General features: G+C 38.9%; 16 protein-coding genes. 7 read left to right on the plus strand and 9 right to left on the minus strand.

Features of this window, described 5'->3' with window-relative positions; translation table 11 throughout:
- The first annotated feature begins 138 nt into the window (after positions 1-138).
- Complete coding sequence (locus PSF67_RS10815; protein WP_166266462.1) at positions 139-636, plus strand: YbaK/prolyl-tRNA synthetase associated domain-containing protein; 498 nt, start codon at positions 139-141, stop codon at positions 634-636.
- Positions 637-684: 48 nt separating this feature from the next.
- On the opposite strand, the gene PSF67_RS10820 is transcribed toward PSF67_RS10815, so the two are convergent.
- Entirely contained in the window at positions 685-1,326 is a 642-nt protein-coding gene (locus PSF67_RS10820) for a CatB-related O-acetyltransferase (RefSeq protein ID WP_102138410.1), read from the minus strand.
- 301 nt (positions 1,327-1,627) lie between these two features.
- On the opposite strand from PSF67_RS10820, the gene PSF67_RS10825 reads away from it, so the two are divergent.
- Positions 1,628-4,777, plus strand: a complete 3,150-nt coding sequence (locus PSF67_RS10825) for a M66 family metalloprotease (protein WP_272676899.1) — start codon at positions 1,628-1,630, stop codon at positions 4,775-4,777.
- A 72-nt stretch (positions 4,778-4,849) separates the two neighbouring features.
- Here PSF67_RS10825 and PSF67_RS10830 read toward each other — a convergent pair whose 3' ends face one another.
- Both PSF67_RS10830 and gndA read right to left on the minus strand, forming a co-directional pair.
- Positions 4,850-6,046, minus strand: coding sequence for a multidrug effflux MFS transporter (locus PSF67_RS10830; protein WP_166266456.1), 1,197 nt, complete (start codon positions 6,044-6,046; stop codon positions 4,850-4,852).
- Positions 6,047-6,237: 191 nt separating this feature from the next.
- Positions 6,238-7,644 carry an NADP-dependent phosphogluconate dehydrogenase gene (gene gndA, locus PSF67_RS10835; protein WP_166266453.1) on the minus strand — a complete coding sequence of 469 codons (1,407 nt, stop codon included), beginning with the start codon at positions 7,642-7,644 and terminating at the stop codon, positions 6,238-6,240.
- A gap of 242 nt (positions 7,645-7,886) precedes the next feature.
- Here gndA and PSF67_RS10840 point away from each other — a divergent pair, with 242 nt between their 5' ends.
- Both PSF67_RS10840 and PSF67_RS10845 read left to right on the plus strand, forming a co-directional pair.
- Entirely contained in the window at positions 7,887-9,470 is a 1,584-nt protein-coding gene (locus tag PSF67_RS10840; RefSeq protein ID WP_210848349.1) for a TerC family protein, read from the plus strand.
- A gap of 185 nt (positions 9,471-9,655) precedes the next feature.
- The gene (locus PSF67_RS10845) at positions 9,656-10,336 is read left to right on the plus strand and encodes a hypothetical protein (protein WP_231068652.1); all 681 of its coding nucleotides are present in this window, start codon (positions 9,656-9,658) and stop codon (positions 10,334-10,336) included.
- Positions 10,337-10,427: 91 nt separating this feature from the next.
- On the opposite strand, the gene asmA is transcribed toward PSF67_RS10845, so the two are convergent.
- The 6 genes from asmA to apbC form a co-directional block, all read right to left on the minus strand.
- Positions 10,428-12,266 (minus strand): outer membrane assembly protein AsmA, encoded by a 1,839-nt coding sequence (gene asmA, locus PSF67_RS10850; RefSeq protein WP_272676900.1) that lies wholly within the window; start codon positions 12,264-12,266, stop codon positions 10,428-10,430.
- Positions 12,267-12,394: 128 nt separating this feature from the next.
- On the minus strand, positions 12,395-12,976 hold the full coding sequence (gene dcd / locus PSF67_RS10855; RefSeq protein WP_004909269.1) for a dCTP deaminase: 582 nt from the start codon (positions 12,974-12,976) through the stop codon (positions 12,395-12,397).
- A 38-nt stretch (positions 12,977-13,014) separates the two neighbouring features.
- Positions 13,015-13,659, minus strand: coding sequence for a uridine kinase (gene udk, locus PSF67_RS10860; protein ID WP_102138403.1), 645 nt, complete (start codon positions 13,657-13,659; stop codon positions 13,015-13,017).
- 178 nt (positions 13,660-13,837) lie between these two features.
- The gene (htpX, locus tag PSF67_RS10865; RefSeq protein WP_102138402.1) at positions 13,838-14,794 is read right to left on the minus strand and encodes a zinc metalloprotease HtpX; all 957 of its coding nucleotides are present in this window, start codon (positions 14,792-14,794) and stop codon (positions 13,838-13,840) included.
- An 86-nt stretch (positions 14,795-14,880) separates the two neighbouring features.
- Positions 14,881-15,441: a LemA family protein gene (locus tag PSF67_RS10870; protein ID WP_004909264.1), complete on the minus strand. Its 561-nt coding sequence runs from the start codon at positions 15,439-15,441 to the stop codon at positions 14,881-14,883.
- A gap of 223 nt (positions 15,442-15,664) precedes the next feature.
- Positions 15,665-16,777: an iron-sulfur cluster carrier protein ApbC gene (apbC, locus tag PSF67_RS10875; protein WP_102138401.1), complete on the minus strand. Its 1,113-nt coding sequence runs from the start codon at positions 16,775-16,777 to the stop codon at positions 15,665-15,667.
- Between the two features lie 258 nt (positions 16,778-17,035).
- On the opposite strand from apbC, the gene metG reads away from it, so the two are divergent.
- From metG to PSF67_RS10890, 3 genes are all read left to right on the plus strand, one after another.
- Complete coding sequence (gene metG, locus PSF67_RS10880; RefSeq protein WP_272676901.1) at positions 17,036-19,063, plus strand: methionine--tRNA ligase; 2,028 nt, start codon at positions 17,036-17,038, stop codon at positions 19,061-19,063.
- A gap of 142 nt (positions 19,064-19,205) precedes the next feature.
- The gene (locus PSF67_RS10885; RefSeq protein WP_166266438.1) at positions 19,206-19,673 is read left to right on the plus strand and encodes a CidA/LrgA family protein; all 468 of its coding nucleotides are present in this window, start codon (positions 19,206-19,208) and stop codon (positions 19,671-19,673) included.
- Positions 19,673-20,368: a CidB/LrgB family autolysis modulator gene (locus PSF67_RS10890; RefSeq protein ID WP_272676902.1), complete on the plus strand. Its 696-nt coding sequence runs from the start codon at positions 19,673-19,675 to the stop codon at positions 20,366-20,368. Before PSF67_RS10885 ends, PSF67_RS10890 begins: the two co-directional genes overlap by 1 nt.
- The last annotated feature ends 183 nt before the right edge of the window (positions 20,369-20,551 follow it).

Consider the following 20,551-nt stretch of genomic DNA (forward strand, 5'->3'; position numbering starts at 1 on the left):
GATTAAAACAGTATCTGATGTGCAATTTAAAAAATTTCCCAACCCTATGATTTTTAGTTCATTTCTTTTTACGATTGTATCTCTCAATGAACTTGATATCATTCCCTTCTATTGATGTGGTTTTAAAGGGAAAAAACGGTGTCTGAAAATTCTATTTTTTTGCAACTCACACAATTACTTGATAAAAATAATGCAAAATATCGGGTGATGGAGCATCCTACGGCAGGTAAATCAGAAGAAGTGGCAAAAATACGCGGTACGCAACTTGGGCAAGGGGCAAAGGGGCTAGTATGCCATGTAAAAGGAAATGGGATCCGCCAACACGTATTGGCAATTTTACCTGCTGATAAACAAGCTGATTTAAGTAAGGTTGCCACAGCAATTGGTGGAACCCGCGCATCTTTAGCAAGCCCAAAGGAAGTCGATGAGCTCACTCAATGTGTGTTCGGGGCTATTCCACCTTTTAGTTTTCACCCCAACTTAAAATTAATTGCTGACCCGCTATTATTTGAACGTTTTGAAGAACTCGCCTTTAATGCAGGTACATTAGAGCGCTCTATTATTTTAAATACAGAAGATTATCAAAGAATAGCCACACCGACTTTAGTTGAGTTTATTCGCACAGAAGAAAATTAGTTTTGTATTAAAAAAGGGTATTCCACAGAATACCCTTCAATAAAAAAACTAACTAATCAATCGCTGATCATATTCCTGACTGGCATTTTTTAATGCCACAAAATCGGAACCACAAATAAACCGCTTTAGTGCAATAAATTTCTCTTCTGGCCAACCATAAATTTTCAATGCAAGTAATTCAGTAATAATATCTGGCGAAAAACGATGTTTTATTACCTTTGCAGGGTTTCCACCGACGATGCAATAAGGCTCAACATCTTTAATTACCACGCTATTCGTTGCGATAACTGCGCCTTCACCAATTTTAACACCAGGCATAATAAAGGCACGCATGCCTACCCATACCCCATCACCAATGATTGTATCCCCTTTTCCTATATAAGCTTCCTCAATATATTCAAGAAATGGATACAAACAAAACCAATCCATGCGATGTGTATGGTTTCCCCCCATTAAAATAACAGCTTCGCTACCAATACAAACGTAATCACCAATATAGAGTTGGTCGACATCCCACGCTAATTGCCAATCTCGACTTTGTTCGTCCCCCTGTAAATAGCGCACAACTGAATTTTCAAACCCACCATCCCAGCAGTCACTATAGTAGCTATGTTGGCCTTTAACATGAATGTTAGGATTTTGTACGACTTCGTGTAGCAGTTGATATTTTGACCAATGTTTTTGATTCATGGTAATAAAACCCTTAATTTGTTTATCGTTACCATAGAACGCTTTCTATGGTGATGTATCCGCGTTCAAAACACATCACACTGAGTAATCATTGGTTTTTTTAGTAATGAGTTATTCATTTTAACCTCACTAATTTTAATAAATTTAGTTTTCTAACTAATGGTTAGCCTTCCAATGCTTAGAGTATCATTTAGGAGTAACTATTAAGCAATTAATCTTTTTTTTAAAGATATTTTATTTTACCATCAATTACAACTTCTAGCTGCTTCCACGAAACAATAGATAGAGAAGATAATATTGCATGCTGAATAAACACTTAAGCCCCGCCTCTCCTTTATTATTTATTAATAGCTTAAATAACTACACACCATCAATTAAAGACAATTATTCATTTACAGATACTAAAAATGAATTTAATTCTATTATCGATTACTTTCATTTAATATCCGAGATAAATAAATCCTTCGATAACCTCTCATTTTTACAAAGTGAAAAAACAAAACATTATTTCAATAACAACCGACATACTAGTGATGTAAAGGGGGAGTTAAAAGGAAATGTATTTTTCGCTCAAGCTAATATTCTTCCAGCCAAGATCCATATCGAAGGGGACTGTAAACCTAAATTAGTTAAAGAACGAAAAACTTTAATTATGTTTAAGCCACATGCATACATCCCTGAGGCTAATGATATTCAATTAAACATTTATGATAAAAATAATTATTTAATAATGAACAAGCCATTATCCCCTCCTTCCAAACTACCCAAAGTAGCCAATAACAGCATAAGAGAAACTAATTTATCATCTCATGATTTTAAATCATCGGTAAAATTTGACCTCATCATTAGGTCTAATAGTGAATTAATTGAAATATCGAAAAATCAAAACCACTTACATGAAACGATATTAAATAATAATAAAATAAATTTAAAGCTCAACCATAACAGTATAGAAAAACCATTTATTCTTCATAACAATATCAGCTATAAAGGTAAAACTATAGCATTACACAATACTAATAATAATGAAGTTGAAGTTAACTATGGTAATAACACCTTAACACTACCGGCAAAATCAGCCACTCGTTTTATCTGCGATGAAAATGGATATTGGCTAACAAAAAATGATGTAAAAAAAATAAAATATTACAGCCCTCCTAAAAAGGCACACCCAAATACGCTTCCAGTTACCGATTTTGAAATTGGTAATCTACCCGACATAGATAGAGAAAAAATAGATGCAGAGTTCTTTGAGGATATCTTAGAAAAAAACTCCACCATAAAAATAACTAAAATGGATTATGATAGAATCAAAAAATTCACACTATCGCAGAATAAAAATTTTGCATCTAAAAAAATCATATTTACATCAAAAGCTGAAGAATCCACGTTCATCCAAACTAAAAATAAAGTTTATGAGCTAAAAAAAGACGGGTTATTACTATTCCATTGTGATTTAAATGGAGTATGGAAAAACATTTCAATTACTGATAACAAATCAAGAATTAACAACTCACACCCTAGTAAATTCGCTATCACTCTAGATGAAAATAAAGCGATTATTGAAATTTCTAAAAATCAAAAACATTTCAACCAATTAATAAAAAACAATAATTCGATGAAAATATCAACGAGTGATGGTAATTGGAGCCATGACTTCACTCTTGATAAAAATGATGCATTTCATAATAAAAAAATACTGTTTAGCTCGAATGCATCATATAGCAGCTACATTCATTATGGAAAAAACACCTTACAGTTACAAACAGGTGAAAGCATCCTTTTTGTCTATGACTTAGATAAAAAATGGGTTCCTATTAATCAAAATAGTAAAGAAAGTTTTATTAATAACTTAGAATATATCGAAAATACATGGTCTACTACAGTCCCCAAGGAATATATCCATCCAGAGATAAAACTTGAATTTATTTATCAAGGTCAAAAAAGCATGTTATCTCACATTGATGTAGGTGCGCCAAATGAGTTACTCATTAATACTTTTGATATTGGGTTGCTTACACCACCAAGAGACACACTTCTTTTTCTAGATAAATTTGAACTGAATCGTCAATATTATCAAACGATCCCAGTCAAAAAACTCATTGTTTCTCGTTACGAACCTATCCATTTATTAAAAGTGGTTATGCCTGACGGTCAAGTTTTTACAGATAAAGCCCCCGATGAAGGAGGAGGCCATAGTGGTAGCATGAGGGAGTCGATCACTAAAGACTTTTATGCTAATGGCGTTAATATGGCAAATTATGGTGTAAATAGCTCGGCTCCAGATTCTGATTCTTTTGTTCCAACATCCCAGATAACTGCCTATAACTCTGTTGGAATGTATAAAAATGGTAGAGTCGTCCACGGCTGGTCTGGTGGTGGAGGTAAAGCGACGTTAAATAGGACAGATAATAACGAGCTTAGTCATGAATTCGGCCACAATTTTGGCTTAAGTGATTATTATGGGGGAGATGAAGGCGGCTCCCATACAACCGCAAATAAAAAAAATTCAACTTGGCTGTGGGATTCAGATAATAACTATTTTATTCCAAATACATATCAAGATGGTACATTAAACCATGATGCAATGAGTGGAGGTGAAGCTTATGATACTCGTTACAACGCTTACACTGCTTACACCCCTAACTCCTTTATTGCAATTCAAAATAGATTGGAAAATAACTATATATTTAGTCCTGAATCAAAAACAGGGTATAAAAAATGGGACCCAAAGACAAAAGAGATGGTAGATGCATATTTAGAACTTTCACAATTTAACGCCATCGAGTTTACTGCAGTAAATGGTTCAGACATTAAAATTAATGATTTAAATTCACTATTAGAAAAAAGCAGTAATGTTAATATTTATAATGGGAATGGTTATCACGCCCCGAAAATTAACATTCCACTCGCAGATAAAAATAATAGGAATTCTGTTTTAAGAATACAATCATCTGCAGATTGGGATAGTGAAATTCATATTAACAACCAAATTGAATCAATCAAGAAAAATGATTCAATATGTTATATTTCAGATGGCTACACTTGGAATCGAAACGATAACAATAAAACAATCCTCTACAAAGTTCCCTATAAACAAGGAGTACCTGTAGTAACCTTAATGGGCTTTTATGACCCTAAAAAAGTCATTGATAGCTATATCTATCCTTCATTATATGGATCATATGGCATGGTTTATAACTGCGATAAAGAAATAAATACTCGCATTCCATATTTAGAGGTTATTTTTGAAGATGGGACAACAAGCCAGTACCAACTTCATAACTTCCGTTCAAATGAGGATATGATGAATAAATTCCATATTAATATTGAACGAAGTTTAAACCCTATAAAAGCTAATCTTTATATTGATAATAAAATTGTGCATTCTAGAGAAATTGAAATCAAAAAGAACAGATTACTGACAACGATTAATGGCGAGATTGTATAATATTATCCAAGTTATCACTAATTATCTAAGTCAATTAGTGATAACTACATATAACATATTGAAATAACAATATTAAATTGTTCTCGTCGAGGCTGATTTAGCAAGCAATAAGCTCGTTTTTCTTGCAAGTAAACCGAATAAACATCCAACTAACATAACTAACGCCAATGACATTTTTGGCGCGATAGGCAAACCGATAGCGCAAAGTCCCAGTGTCGCTCCCCCTGCCATTTGAACAAACCCCACTAAGGCGGATGCGGTGCCTGCTTCATTACCAAACGGCTCTAAAGCATAACTGGTTGCCGTTCCCATCATAAAGGCCAGCCCTGTACAAGCGCAAGCGACAGGTAACATATAAACTAACCAATGGCTTTGTATTTCTATCGGTAATACGACAAAACCTAGCAATAACCCTAAGCAGCCAAATGCCATCATTGAACTACCAACTAATAAACAAGTTGGTCGCCCTATTTTATGAATAAAATAATTAGCGATATAACTGGCAAACATGATCCAAAAACCATTAATACCAAATACAATAGAAAACGCGAGCGGAGTTAACTGGGCATCCCCCATCAGCACAGTAGGTGCAAGAGAAACATAAGTCAACGCCATTCCCATCGTACCCGCATTGACTAAGGCAAACACCATAAAGTGGCGATCCCCCAAAATTCGGCCATAGGTTTTCAGCGGGATAACTTTTGCTTTTGGCAAATTAGCCGGGCGAGTTTCAGGTAAAAAGGCAACAATCAGCACTAATATGACTAACGCATACAAAGCAAGAAACCAGAACGGTGCTCGCCAGCCCCACGCTTCTGCTAACAGGCCTCCGAGCAACGGAGCTAACGCAGGAACAATATTCAATGTTCCATTCAAAAAACCGAAAGCACGAGCCGCTTCCGTGCCATTCATACGGTCACGCACACAACTAAATGCCACTACCGAAGTACAACAGACTGCAACCCCTTGCAATAAACGCGAGGCAATAAATACCACGGGGGTTGTTGCTGCAATAGCAACACCTGCCCCAATGATGTACAGCACTATACCCAAAATCGCGATAGGTTTTCGGCCATACCTATCCACTAATGGGCCTGAAATTAACTGCCCTAAGCCTAAAACTAAAATAAACAAGGCAATTGTAGATTGGATCACCGACTCACGGCTTCCTAAATCCTTCGCAATATCAGGTATTGTAGGCAAATATAAATCAATCCCTAATGGGCCAAGTAATACTAATAAAAGTACTAAGATAAGAAAATTACGCATAAACCATGCCTAGACTCGATAAATGTAGTTTAGAAAATATTAGATGTAATAAATAATAAAAAAACAAAAATCACCGTATAATTAATGAGTTACTTATAATTATAAATTAAACATTTTACGGCTCTTCAAAAGTGAAAAAAGGCGCTAAACCTAGCGCCCTTTGGGTTATCAAAAATTAATGATAACGAATTTTATTCCATCCACTCAGTATGGAAAACACCGTCTTTATCAGTACGCTTATAAGTGTGAGCACCGAAGTAGTCACGCTGTGCTTGGATTAAGTTTGCAGGCAATACCGCTGAACGGTAGCTATCATAATAAGAAATAGCCGCGGAGAATGTTGGTGTTGGGATACCATTTTGTACGCCGTAGCAAACAACATCACGCAGTGCTTGCTGATATTCATCAGCAATTTGTTTGAAGTATGGCGCTAACAGTAAATTGGCAATTTTCGCATCTTGGTTATACGCGTCCGTAATTTTTTGCAGGAACTGCGCACGAATAATACAACCTGCACGGAAGATTTTTGCAATTTCACCGTAGTTTAAATCCCAGTTATATTCTTCCGATGCCGCTTTCAGCTGTTGGAAGCCTTGTGCATAAGACACAATTTTACCTAAATACAGCGCACGGCGAACTTTTTCAATAAAGTCTTTTTTATCGCCTTCAACGGCTTTCAAGGTTGGACCCGTTAATACTTTGGATGCCGCAACACGCTGATCTTTTAAGAAAGAAATATAACGCGCAAAGACAGATTCAGTAATTAAAGTTAGAGGGATACCTAAATCCAGCGCACTCTGGCTAGTCCATTTACCAGTACCTTTATTAGCAGCTTCATCGAGGATCACGTCAACCAGATATTTCCCCTCTTCATCTTTTTTCTTGAAGATATCTGCAGTGATTTCAATTAAATAGCTGCTCAGTTCACCTTTGTTCCACTCAGCAAAGATGCCCGCTAATTCTTCGTTACTGAGGTTCAATGACCCTTTTAGCAATGAATAGGCTTCTGCGATTAACTGCATGTCACCATATTCGATACCATTGTGAACCATTTTCACATAGTGGCCCGCACCGTCTGCACCAATGTAGGTCACACAAGGTTCGCCTTCCGCTTGCGCTGCAATTTCTCTTAAGATTGGCGCAACTAATTCATAAGCTTCTTTTTGGCCACCTGGCATAATTGAAGGGCCTTTCAGTGCGCCTTCTTCACCACCAGAAACACCAGTACCGATGAAATTAAAACCTTGCTCGGATAATTCACGATTACGACGGATAGTATCAGTGAATAAGGTATTACCACCGTCAATTAAGATATCCCCTTTGTCCAGATGAGGAGTCAGCGAGGCAATTGTTTTGTCCGTTGCTTCACCCGCTTTTACCATCAACAAGATGCGGCGAGGTTTTTCCAGAGAGTCAACAAACTCTTCAATCGTATAGTTGGGAACTAATTTTTTCCCTGGATTTTCGGCAATCACTTCGTCTGTTTTATCTTTAGAACGATTAAAGATAGACACTGAGTAACCACGGCTTTCAATATTGAGCGCAAGGTTACGCCCCATGACTGCCATTCCGACAACACCAATCTGCTGCTTTGACATGAACAACTCCTGTCTGATTAGGACTAAGTCAGCCTCGACCGTGCTGACATTCTGTTAACGGGATCACATATTAACCTAGGATTGGACAGCATGGTAGTTATTGATGCAATCGATGACGTATACAAGGCCATTTTTGTCAAGAATTGTCCAATTAACGTGATTTTTTATTGATATTTCATTCAACAAACCGCATTATTCATTCGTCGGTATAAGCCGTCATATCAGAAGGTAAAACAAACTGTATGGAATGGATCGCAGATCCTTCGATTTGGGCGGGCCTCGCTACCCTTATCGTTCTAGAAATCGTTCTTGGTATTGATAACCTCGTCTTCATCGCCATTCTGGCCGATAAGCTCCCGCCAAAGCTGCGTGATAGAGCCCGTGTAACTGGACTTTTATTAGCCCTGATTATGCGTGTAGTTCTTCTATTTAGCCTGTCATGGCTCATTACCCTCACGAAACCAATATTAACTCTCTTTGATCACGCCTTTAGTGCTCGAGACTTGATCATGTTAGTGGGTGGTTTATTCCTCTTGTTTAAAGCCACAATGGAGTTAAACGAGCGCTTGGAGGGGAAAGACGAACACACCAATACCCAAAGAAAGACATCGAATTTCTGGGCTGTTGTTGCACAAATTATTGTTCTTGATGCCGTATTCTCATTGGACTCTGTGATCACCGCTGTCGGTATGGTTGACCATATCGGTGTAATGATTGCTGCTGTAACCATTGCAATGGTATTAATGATTTGGGCAAGTAAACCGTTAACTAGCTTTGTTAACCAGCACCCAACCATTGTCATACTGTGTTTAAGCTTCTTACTAATGATTGGTTTCAGCTTAGTTGCCGAAGGTTTTGGTTATGCCATTCCTAAAGGTTATCTATACGCTGCAATTGGCTTCTCTATCATGATTGAAGTCTTAAACCAATTTGCCCAATTTAACCGTCGTAAGTTCCTAACAGGCTCTCGCCCACTACGTGAACGTACGGCAGAAGCAGTATTACGTATTCTTAGCGGTAATAATGAGCGTGGGGAATTAGACCCTCACACCTCAAACCTTATCGCAGATAATCAATCGGTTTTTGACCCTCAAGAACGTTTGATGATTGCTCGCGTACTTGGCATGGCCCAGCGCAACGTTGAAAGCATCATGACTTCGCGCCATGATGTGGACTATCTCGACATTAATAAATCTTCTGCAGATTTACTGCAATTAATGGAGAAGAACCCACACTCACGTTTAGTTGTCATCGATGAAACTATCAGCGATGAACCTGTCGGTGTTGTGCATGTGATGGATTTGGTTAAGCAGCAATTAAAAGGCCAGCCATTAAACTTACGTGCGCTAATTACCCAACCATTAATATTCCCTGAAGGGTTATCACTATTAAAAGCGTTAGAGCAGTTCCGTAAGGCGCATACTCACTTTGCCTTCGTTGTCGATGAGTTTGGTTCTATCGAAGGTATCGTGACATTGACCGACGTAATGGAAACCATCGCAGGTAACTTGCCAGTGGGTGATGAAGAAAATGACTCTCGCCACGACATTCAAAAACTGGATGACGGTACCTGGATTGCCAATGGTTTTATGCCACTTGAAGACTTGATCATGTTTATCCCTATGGAATTAGACGATAAGCGTGAATATGAAACTATCGCAGGTCTTTTAATGGAGCACTTACAGCGCGTTCCAGAAGTAGGGGAACAAGTCACCATCAATGGTTGTATCTTCCAACCTCTTGAGGTTAACAGCCACCGAGTCAATAAAGTGCTAATCACTCCACCAGCCCCTGAAGGGGATGGTTATGAGTTTGAAGATGACTAACCTTTAGCACTAATACAAAAATGCCGGCCTCTGCGTCGGTATTTTTTTGTCTTTTTCTTAGAGAAAAATGACGATTTAATAACTGTAAATAAAAAACTGCCATCGTTTTTTAAAAGAAATAAACATTGAAATGCTGAATAATTCATAGCAATTAAATACACCCAAACTCTAATAAAGGTCATGCTATGCGAGTAAATACCCCGCCTCTAAATGTAAATACATTAAAAACATCAAATATTAATAAAAGTGCTGATAAATCATCAGGAAAAATTGCAGTTACAGCAAGTCGCATTCAAAATAATGCGGAACAATGCCCAGTAACCTCTAAAAAGAAAGTCTGCTTTTCAGACGTCAGGCAAGTAAAAGTGTTCGATGGTAGCATTGAACCTAAAGAAATATCAAAAGCTAATAAGGTTGATGTTTTAACTGGAAAGAAATTACCAAACACATCTGAAAAAACTGTCACCACTGATAAGATAAAAAACTTGAGAAGTGATACATCTAAAGATTTATCAAGCATCGCAAAAAAAATAAAAAGTATCGGCACCTCTGATGGCCGAGGATGTAAGGTCATCTTATCTAAAAATACAATGACTACATTGAATAATAAACTATCAGAATTAAAAGGGAATATTCAAAACTATAGGAATGAATTAGAACGTTCAACTTATCAGCACAATAGTAAAAAAGAAAATGCACTCAATGAATTAGAAGGTAAAATAAATAATACAATAGCAATATTTCAACAAGGTAATGCTAAAAATAGTTTTTTATCTGGAGAATACTCGATTGATAAAACTTCAAGAACCTCTGCAGATATACAGAAAAGAAGAGAAGACTATAAAACAGGAAATGGCTACTATTGATTTTCGGCTGATAACACAAAGCGGGAAAAACCAAGCTTTTATCCCATTTAGCCAACAACCTCAAACGCCCATTTAAGGGCGTTTTGTTGTCTTAAAGAGCATTCAATAAATCGTTGAGCCCTTTATTTTCTTCTTTCTTTAAAAAATTACCAAACGCTTCTTTAGCTTGTGTGCGTAACTCATTACGCAGTAATTTTTCAACATCTAATTGGTATTTCAAGTTATGCCAATTACCATAAATTCGCAGTGGAATGGTCATAGCTTGCAATTGTTGAACTAAACGTGAATCCCCACCCCAGCCATTGGCAATATTAACCCCTAAATTGACATCAATGGTTTCATTAGGGATATTCATACGGCCTTGCCCACTGATGTTAACTAAGGATGACATCGCATTCATAGAGGAAATGTTCAACGTACCTTTATTTAATTTACCTGCCACCGTGAAGGAATCAACCTCAGTGACGTTCCCCGTATTCACGGGCGCATTAATTTTATTGGTTACTCTGGAAACCGATTGCTGAATTAATAACGGAATATTCAACCCCTGTAGTTTGGCATTTCTTAACTCAAAATTAACAGGCCCTTGCCACTGGTTTTTTACTGCATTGTCATCATAACCCACACCCGATAACGCCGCATTTAACGAAATTATTCCACTTAATTTTTGTGGCATATCGAAGGCTTTTAATAGCGGTGTTAAGTCGATATTTTTTAAATCTGGCTTTGCTGAAACATAAGTAGGAGTTGAACTATAATTAAATGTCACCGGTAATGAAAAATCACCACCAAATGCTTTACCTTGTAGTTTTGAAACGGTCAGGCGTGGTGTTTGGTTCTGCGCCTCAAAAATGACGTCGTTTACTATCATTCCACGATAAATCAAATGATTTATCCCTAGGCTAATATTCGCGGTAAAAGTCTTTAACCCTGATAAGTCATACTGCTGAGGATTAGAGCCTGAAATCACAGGTTTAACACCAACACGGTTATTATTCGTTTCTATTTCTGAATTAATATTTGCCGAAGCGGTGCCTAATAAGTTATCTAAATCCAGTTTATCTGCGGCTAGTTTAATAACAATTTGCGGTGTGTCTGTTAATTGGATACTGGCATCCCCTGATAAGGCGCTTTCATTGGCCGTTATTGCCAGCTTGCTTAAACTCGCACTTTCCACCTTCCCTTTGGTATATAGAAAATCACCCGTTATTTGCCCTTCAATCCCACTTTCAGGTAAATCGACACCACTCAATTTATAGTCGAATTGAGTTAACGCCCCACTAATTTTTTGATTAATATCGGATAAGTTAACATCCGCACGTAAATTAAATACAAACTCTTGTTGGTTTTTATTCAGATTTCCACTGAATTTAACCGCTACCTGATTTTTATCATTTTTCTTCAGTGATAAATCAATATTACGCAGGTTAAATTCATCTTTAGCTGTTTGCCAAATAACTAAACTATTAGAAATATTAATTTTTTCTATATCTAATAACCAGCTACTTTTCTCTTGTGAAGCCGCTGCTGTCGGCGCACCACCTGGTGCTACAGGAGCGTTATGGTGAGTTTGGATTTCGCTCTCTGGCGTTTTTCGGATAACAGCGCCATCGATAACAATTTGCTCAACAGAAAGCTTATGGGAAATAAGTGGCCATAATTCAACATCTAAACGCATATTATCGGCACTTAGAATAGGCTTAGCGGCATTCGGTGCGGTAAGGGAAACTGGCCCAGTAATAATGCTTAAAGTTGGCCATACATGCCAACGCATGTCGCCGTTGAACTCGAGTTGATAACCACTTTTTTTCTCTACTTGTTCAACAAGATAATGACGAAAATCGTTCGGGTTCACTAGCATTACAAGTGTTGTTAGCCCAGCGACAATCACCACAAGTAAAATAATCAGTGTCGTCAAAAAACGTTTCATCCTTCCCTCTCTTTAATTCCGCTTGCGCTCGCCACAAAAATGAACTCACACCTATCCCTGAAAATGGGCGGAAATTACCTATTTAATATCCATTAAAACGCAACAATTTCCGCAAAGTTCACCGGTTATCAGTCTTCGCTGATACGGCTACCAACAGCACCTTGTTGGTTTTTATATTTAGCATCTTGCCGGCTATTATAGGGGCGATCAGCACTACCAGATAACGGCTCAAAGCTTAAAGCACCAATCACCATACCAGGACGCAACGCTAACGGCAATTTACCTGAATTGTAGAATTCTAGCACGATTTGACCATGCCAGCCGGGGTCAATTCGATGTGCGGTTACGTGCACCATCAAACCTAATCTCGCTAATGAAGAACGCCCATCTAACCAACCTACAAGGTTATCAGGGAGCGTAACAGACTCAAGCGTCACTGCAAGTGCTAATTCTCCTGGGTGCAGAAAAAATGGCTCATCTTCATCAAGAACAATTTCATCGCTCATGACACGATCTAATGCCGCATTAACCTCATCTTTAGGGCCACTAAGGTCAATAAATGCAGCCGTGTGTCCTCGAAAAACGCGGAATTGATTTCCTAAACGAACATCTGCAGTTGCACCATTGATTCGTTCAACTGGTGGGCGTGGGCTAATCACTAATTTACCATCATCCATCCATTGAATAATATCGCGGTCACAAAGACGCATGGTTGTTTCCCCCTTCATTATTTTAATTTCTGCGCGGTTTAATCTTGACAGAATTCGCCAATTTTCGCTTTCAAGATATCAATCGCTACACGGTTTTTCCCCCCGCGCGGTACAATGATATCGGCATATTGCTTTGATGGCTCAATAAATTGCAAAAACATTGGGCGAACCGTTTTATTATATTGGTCAATAACGGAATCAAGCGTTCTGCCCCTTTCATTTACATCACGTTTAATACGGCGCATCAAGCAAATATCGAGCGGTGTATCAACGAAAATAGAAAAATCCATTTCACCACGTAAACGTTTATCTGTTAATAACAAGATACCTTCAATGATAATGACTTTTTTAGGTTTAAACGTGATGGTTTTTTGTTTTCGTGTATGAGCGACATAGTCGTATTGTGGAATTTCTACTGCTTGACCACTTTTCAGTGATTTAAGATGTTCATAAAGCAAACTGTGGTCCATCGAGTTGGGATGGTCATAATTTACCTTAAGGCGTTCTTCCATTGGGATCTCGGTTTGGTCTTTGTAATAGCAATCTTCTGGAATAACACCGATATTATGATCACCGACCTGTTCTCTTAACTCACGGTATAACGTGCTTGCAATTAAGCTTTTGCCAGATGCAGAGGCTCCCGATATACCTACAATGGTACAGTGATGCGCTATGTCAGTCATAAAATGATAACCTGGTTGAATATTAGAAATGAAAATACACAACAGTAAAATGTCATGTTGGCGGAATTATAGGGGGTAATGGCGTGTTGTTCCAGCATACCTCAACAAAGTTCGCTAAAAAAACACCCATTTGAGAGGAAATGCCGTAAATCAAAGCGTACAAAATGTCATTTATACACTAAAACTGTTTTTTTCCTTCTAATACTGCAATGCGATTTTCAATCGAGGGGTGGGTTGAAAACACAGAATCCCCTTTATTAAAAATATAAGCGGCTTTTCGGTAAGCTTGCCCAGTCGTGCTGTTATCATATTCATGGGTTTCATGGTTACCTGAGATTTTTTTCAGTGCGCTTATCATGGCTTGGTTATCTGAGGTCAAATCCACCGCTGCGGCATCTGCCATATATTCACGGGTACGAGATAAATAAAAATAGAGGATTTGTGTTATCCACGGTAAAACAAAATTCAGAACTAATAGGATCATTTGCGCTTTATTCGCGGCATTATTGCGGCTGCGCCCTGCCGTACGAATAAAAATCTGACTAAATAAATTAGTCACGGTTAAAATCACGTTGGCCAGAATGCCAACATACAAGGTTAATTTCGAATCACCATGAATAATATGGCCAACTTCATGAGCAAGAACCGCTTGAACCTCTTGTCGATTAAGCGTTTGCAATAAGCCTCTTGTCACTCCCACAAGTGCATTTCGATTATTCCATCCTGCGGCAAAAGCATTCGGTTCATCCGTTTCTAAAATATATAAACGGGGAATATAGCCTAAACTGGCACTTAAACTTAATTCTTCAATAATATTGAAAAGTTGCTTCTCTTGGGGACTGTTCGCATTTTCTTGAGTGATTTCTCTGGCATTCATCCCTGCTAACATCATTTTATGGCCTCTAAAATGAATATAAACTAACCCAAGGAAAGTTAAGCCTAAAACAATAAAAGTAGCGATAGGTAATTCATGGAATGTCACAAACATCATTGCATTATCGACTAAATCCAATTGCTCATTTGGATGCGTTGCAACATCAGCCAGTAAGCCAATGATTAGCATTAAAAAAATATAGCTCATCACCACCAAACGTGTACGAATATTATTTTTACGAATGACGTTTCTAAAATCCATAATGTGACCTGTTATCTACCGCTCATAAAATATCGGAACACCATAAGGCATTCCGATGATTTATCACTTCAAAGGCTAAGCGCTTTTTAATCGAAATTAATACGACGAGATTCCTCAGTCTTAATGGTTTCTTCATCAAGACGCCAATATTCCTTTGAAATTTTTAAGCTAGGAATAATGCCAACAATTAGCGCTGCTGGCATAGAAGCAATATACGCATTATAAGTTTCTAATGAACGGTTATAACCACGTTTAGCAAATGACAATTTATTTTCTGAAGAAACAATTTCTTCTTGTAAATTTGCCATAATGGCATCAGATTTTAGCTCAGGATAAGCTTCAACTGCGACATTAATCGCCCCACTTGTCACCATTTTTGAAAGCGCATCTTCGGCTTCACGGGCTTTATCCCCTGTCGCATTTTGTGCTTGCGTCCGTAGCTCAGTAATTTTACTGAACACTTCGGTTTCATGGCTTAAATATTTTTTAACTGTTGCTAATAAGCTATCAAATACTTTTCCACGACGATCCAATTGAACTGAAATCTCTGTTTCACTCGAAATAACAGCTTCTCGCAATGCAACGATACGGTTATAAAAATAAATAACGATCAGCACCACGACAACAATAAAAATTAAAAATTTCATAGTCACCTTTTCGGGTTACCCGTAGAAAGAAAACTGATTAAATAAAAGATGTGGCTATTCTACGCGAACATGACTCAATAAAGAAATGTTCCGCGAACAATTCAGAAAAATAGAAGGTTAAAAGAAACGTGTTTAGTAAAGAAAAGCATCAACAATAAATAAGGCTATCCAGTGGTAAAACTAAATAGCCTTTTTGCTCTATAACTAATTAAGCTGCAACCAGTTAAACGGCACGGAAAGAAATTTCTGTTGGGATCTTATCCCCTTCCCAATACATCAAGGCTGAAATACCTGAAGCAATTTCACGGTAGATATCTGCAAATTCACCTTCTGGATCACGCATGACAGTAGGCTGGCCACGGTCAAGGTCTTCACGTAAAGAGATATGCAGAGGCACCTGCCCCAATAATTTAGTATGGTATTTCTCGGCTAATTTCTCAGCACCACCGGTACCGAAAATTGGCTCAACATGGCCACAATTACTGCAAATATGCGCGCTCATGTTTTCAACGACACCCAGTACTGGGACATTGACTTTCTTAAACATCACGATGCCTTTCATGGCATCAACCAAGGCGATATCTTGTGGTGTTGTCACCACCACCGCCCCTGTTACAGGGATGTTTTGGGAAAGTGTTAATTGGATGTCACCTGTTCCTGGTGGCATATCGATGACTAAGTAATCCAAATCAGGCCATAACGTGTCCTGTAGCATTTGCATTAATGCTTTACTTGCCATTGGGCCACGCCAAACCATGGCGTTGTCATCCGTTACTAAGTAACCGATGGAGTTGGTTGCCAAGCCATACGCCATAATTGGCGCCATGTGCTGACCATCTGGAGAGGTTGGGCGCTCTAAGGTAGTGCCTAACATGTTTGGAATTGATGGGCCGTAAATATCCGCATCCAAGATACCGACTTTTGCCCCTTCTTGCGCCAGCGCGAGCGCTAAGTTCACAGAAGTACTGGATTTACCAACACCACCTTTACCTGAACTGACGGCTAAGATATTACGAACACCATTAATACCCGGCAAATCATTCGCACGTTTTAATGTGGTGATATCATGGCGCAGTTTCCATTCAACAGCATGAGCCCCTGTTTGTTGCTTTAATTCAGCGGTTTTTTCACTAATTAAAGTTTGAAACGGCCCTTTCCAAACGAATGGCATTACTAATTCGACATGCAGCACGTTGTCCAACATTGCACAATGATGTAAGGCTTTGATAGAAACCAAATTACGTTGCAGTGTTGGGTGTGTAAATGAAGCCAAAACTTTGGAGACTTGTTCAGTCAGCAGTTCTGGTTTGTTCTGCTCGGGGGATTTATCGTTCATCCCGGCTCCTTTATTTATATTTTTGAACTATGTATATCCTAGAATAAGTTACAGAAAATTGGGCGGATATACTTTGACTGAGATTAATCATAACAGAGAACAGGAAGAAAGTTATTATATCGAGATAGGAAAAGCCACGAAGAGGTAAAAATTCTTTTCAAACAAATTTCCAATTAATATTTTATACCCCTAGCAGCGATGGTTTTGATCGGTTAACATCAAAGACCCTTTTCAAATAATGGAAGTAAGAAAGTTACTATGTCTCAAGTCGCGAATAAATTACTGGTAACCTGTGCGTTACCCTATGCTAACGGTTCAATCCATCTTGGTCATATCCTGGAACACATTCAGGCTGATATTTGGGTCCGTTATCAGCGAATGCGCGGCAAAGAGGTTCACTTTATCTGTGCCGATGACGCGCACGGAACTCCAATCATGCTTAAAGCTCAACAGCTTGGCGTAACGCCAGAAGAAATGATTGCGGCAGTGAATCAAGAGCATCAGAACGATTTTGCTGGTTTCGCCATTAGTTATGATAACTACCACTCCACACACAGTGAAGAAAACAAAGTTTTATCAGAGCTGATTTACGGGAAACTGAAAAATAACGGTTTTATTAAAAACCGCACTATTTCACAGCTTTTCGACCCAGAAAAAGGCATGTTTTTACCGGATCGCTTCGTTAAAGGCACTTGTCCAAAATGTAAAGCCGAAGACCAATACGGTGATAACTGTGAAGTGTGTAGCGCAACCTATAGCCCAACAGAGCTGATTAACCCACGTTCAGTGATTTCTGGCGCCACACCTGTCATGCGTGATTCAGAACACTTTTTCTTTGATCTTCCTGCATTTAGCGACATGCTTCAAGCGTGGACTCGCTCAGGCGCATTACAAGAACAAGTCGCCAACAAAATGCAAGAATGGTTCGAATCAGGCCTACAACAATGGGATATCACCCGTGATGCACCTTATTTCGGTTTTGAAATTCCAGATGCGCCGGGTAAATATTTCTATGTCTGGTTAGATGCCCCTATCGGTTACATGGGCTCCTTTAAAAACCTGTGTGACAAACGCGGCGACCTCGACTTTGACGAGTTTTGGAATAAAGACTCGAAAACAGATCTTTACCACTTTATCGGTAAAGATATCGTGTACTTCCATAGCCTGTTCTGGCCTGCAATGTTAGAAGGTAGCCAGTACCGTAAACCGACAAATCTATTTGTGCATGGTTATGTCACCGTCAACGGTGCAAAAATGTCTAAATCTCGCGGAACATTCATTACCGCCCGTTCGTATTTAGATCATTTAGATGCTGACTGCTTGCGCTATTACTATGCTGCAAAACTGTCTTCTCGTATTGATGACATCGATTTCAATTTGGAAGATTTCGTACAGCGCGTCAACAGCGACATCGTCAATAAAGTCGTTAACCTTGCATCACGCAATGCAGGCTTTATTGCTAAACGCTTCGATGGCAAATTATCGGCAAATCTCGCTGAGCCAGAGTTATACCAACAATTTGTTGATGCTGCTAAAGTTATCGGCGAAGATTTCAGCAACCGTGAATATAACAAAGCGATCCGTGAAATTATGGCATTAGCCGATATCGCAAACCGCTATGTTGATGAAAAAGCCCCTTGGGTTGTGGCAAAACAAGAAGGTAAAGATCAAGAACTGCAAGACATTTGCTCGATGGGCATCAACTTGTTCCGCGTTCTAATGACTTACCTGAAGCCGGTTTTACCCGGCCTCACTGAGCGTGCTGAAGCCTTCTTAAATAGTGAACTGTCATGGGATGCGATTAATACCCCGTTATTGAACCACAGCGTCGCTCCGTTCAAAGCGCTGTTTAACCGCATTGAAATGGCAAAAGTGGATGCAATGGTTGAAGCTTCAAAAGAGAGCATTAAACCAGTACAACAACTTACAGGGCCACTCGCTGACGACCCAATTCAAGAAACCATCACTTTTGATGATTTTGCGAAAATTGACCTGCGAATTGCATTAATCAAGCAAGCTGATTTTGTTGAAGGTTCAGACAAGCTGCTGAAATTACAATTGGATATTGGCGGTGAAACGCGCCAAGTATTTTCTGGTATTCGCTCCGCTTATCCAGACCCGAAAGCGTTAGAAGGTCGTTTGACGGTGATGGTTGCCAACCTCGCACCACGTAAAATGCGTTTCGGTGTTTCTGAAGGCATGGTAATGGCTGCTGGCCCTGGCGGTAAAGATATCTTCTTACTCAGCCCTGACAGTGGCGCACAGCCCGGTATGCAAGTTAAATAACAACGCATTAAATTGAGTTGCTATTCATCAAAAATGGAGGGTTAAAGACTCTCCATTTTTTATTGGCTTTTTATTGTGATCGGTAGCACAATAATAAAGTTAATTGTATGATGAATAGATATTACATTACAGGACCAATCTCATGTCATTTAAACAGGTACTGATAACGGGATGGCAGTATTTGCGAGCTTTCGCAATACTCTACCTTTGCCTGATTATTGGAAACCTTATCTCAACACTACTTCCATTCTCCATCCCCGGCAGCATTGTCGGCATGTTAATTTTATTCATATTGCTTGCGTTACAAATTATCCCCGCGAAGTGGGCACAACCCGGTTGCAGCATTTTGTTGAAAAACATGACCATCCTGTTTGTTCCTATTGGTGTTGGCATAATGAATTACTATGAATTAATTAGCCAACAAATGGTTCCTATTATCGTTTCCTGTGTGGTTAGTACCTTAATCGTTATGGTCGTTGTCGCCATCAGTTCCAACTATATTCATAAGGAACGCCCTGTCGTTGGGGCTCAACCTGATGACGTTCCTTTACCCCCCGAAGACCCAATTTCTTCGGTCATTAATAATGATAAAACTAAGGGGAATGAATAATGTTAGAACATATTTGGTGGTCATTGCCGCTGACTATTGTGGTGTTTTATTTGGCTCGTAAGTTGTCGACCACATTTAAGTTACCGATTTTAAACCCACTATTAATTACTATTGCGGTATTGATTGCACTATTGGTCGTCACAGATACTTCTTATGAGCACTATTTTGCAGGTAGCAAAATACTCAATGATTTACTACAACCCGCAGTCGTTGCGCTCGCTTTTCCACTTTACGAACAAATGCACCAAATTCGAGCCCAGTGGAAATCTTTATTAAGCATTTGTTTTGCAGGTAGTTTAGTGGCCATGTTCAGCGGTGCTGCCATCGCATTATGGTTGGGGGCAACCCCGGATATAGCGGGTTCTATTTTACCTAAATCGGTAACTACCCCTATTGCGATGGCTGTCGCTGATTCTGTTGGTGGGATCCCTGCGATTAGTGCCGCTTGCGTGTTGTTTGTTGGGATCTTAGGCGCCATGTTTGGCCATAGCTTATTTGATGTACTGCGTGTACGAACCCACGCCTCAAGAGGGCTCGCGATGGGAACTGCTTCCCACGCCCTAGGCACTGCCCGCTGTGCCGAAGTGAATTACATTGAAGGTGCTTATAGTTCCCTTGCATTAATGACCTGTGGGGTTATCACCTCACTTATTGCCCCATTTGTATTTCCTGTCATTTTACACCTTTTTAGCTAAGCTTAATTCACTGAGCCAAAAATCAAGCATATGAGTAAGAGGAGTCCATTAGCCTCTTACTCATTCACACACTGATAAAACATGAGATATATCTCACAACAAAAGAATATGTTTCATACATTTCATTTAAAATAGTGATAATGATCACATATAGTTCTACGTGTTATTGAATAGAATAAAAAC

It is taken from the genome of Providencia sp. PROV076, assembly GCF_028483405.1.
In the GTDB taxonomy this organism is placed as follows: Bacteria; Pseudomonadota; Gammaproteobacteria; order Enterobacterales; family Enterobacteriaceae; genus Providencia; species Providencia huaxiensis.

Excerpts from the sequence above, each read along its gene's own strand:
- PSF67_RS10870 (WP_004909264.1), bottom strand. The coding sequence starts at position 15,441 with ATGAAATTTTTAATTTTTATTGTTGTCGTGGTGCTGATCGTTATTTAT.
- dcd (WP_004909269.1), bottom strand. The coding sequence starts at position 12,976 with ATGCGTCTTTGTGACCGCGATATTATTCAATGGATGGATGATGGTAAA.
- asmA (WP_272676900.1), bottom strand. The coding sequence starts at position 12,266 with ATGAAACGTTTTTTGACGACACTGATTATTTTACTTGTGGTGATTGTC.
- gndA (WP_166266453.1), bottom strand. The coding sequence starts at position 7,644 with ATGTCAAAGCAGCAGATTGGTGTTGTCGGAATGGCAGTCATGGGGCGT.
- udk (WP_102138403.1), bottom strand. The coding sequence starts at position 13,659 with ATGACTGACATAGCGCATCACTGTACCATTGTAGGTATATCGGGAGCC.
- PSF67_RS10890 (WP_272676902.1), top strand. The coding sequence starts at position 19,673 with ATGTTAGAACATATTTGGTGGTCATTGCCGCTGACTATTGTGGTGTTT.
- htpX (WP_102138402.1), bottom strand. The coding sequence starts at position 14,794 with ATGGATTTTAGAAACGTCATTCGTAAAAATAATATTCGTACACGTTTG.
- PSF67_RS10840 (WP_210848349.1), top strand. The coding sequence starts at position 7,887 with ATGGAATGGATCGCAGATCCTTCGATTTGGGCGGGCCTCGCTACCCTT.
- PSF67_RS10845 (WP_231068652.1), top strand. The coding sequence starts at position 9,656 with ATGCGAGTAAATACCCCGCCTCTAAATGTAAATACATTAAAAACATCA.
- PSF67_RS10825 (WP_272676899.1), top strand. The coding sequence starts at position 1,628 with ATGCTGAATAAACACTTAAGCCCCGCCTCTCCTTTATTATTTATTAAT.
- PSF67_RS10820 (WP_102138410.1), bottom strand. The coding sequence starts at position 1,326 with ATGAATCAAAAACATTGGTCAAAATATCAACTGCTACACGAAGTCGTA.
- PSF67_RS10885 (WP_166266438.1), top strand. The coding sequence starts at position 19,206 with ATGTCATTTAAACAGGTACTGATAACGGGATGGCAGTATTTGCGAGCT.
- PSF67_RS10830 (WP_166266456.1), bottom strand. The coding sequence starts at position 6,046 with ATGCGTAATTTTCTTATCTTAGTACTTTTATTAGTATTACTTGGCCCA.
- metG (WP_272676901.1), top strand. The coding sequence starts at position 17,036 with ATGTCTCAAGTCGCGAATAAATTACTGGTAACCTGTGCGTTACCCTAT.
- apbC (WP_102138401.1), bottom strand. The coding sequence starts at position 16,777 with ATGAACGATAAATCCCCCGAGCAGAACAAACCAGAACTGCTGACTGAA.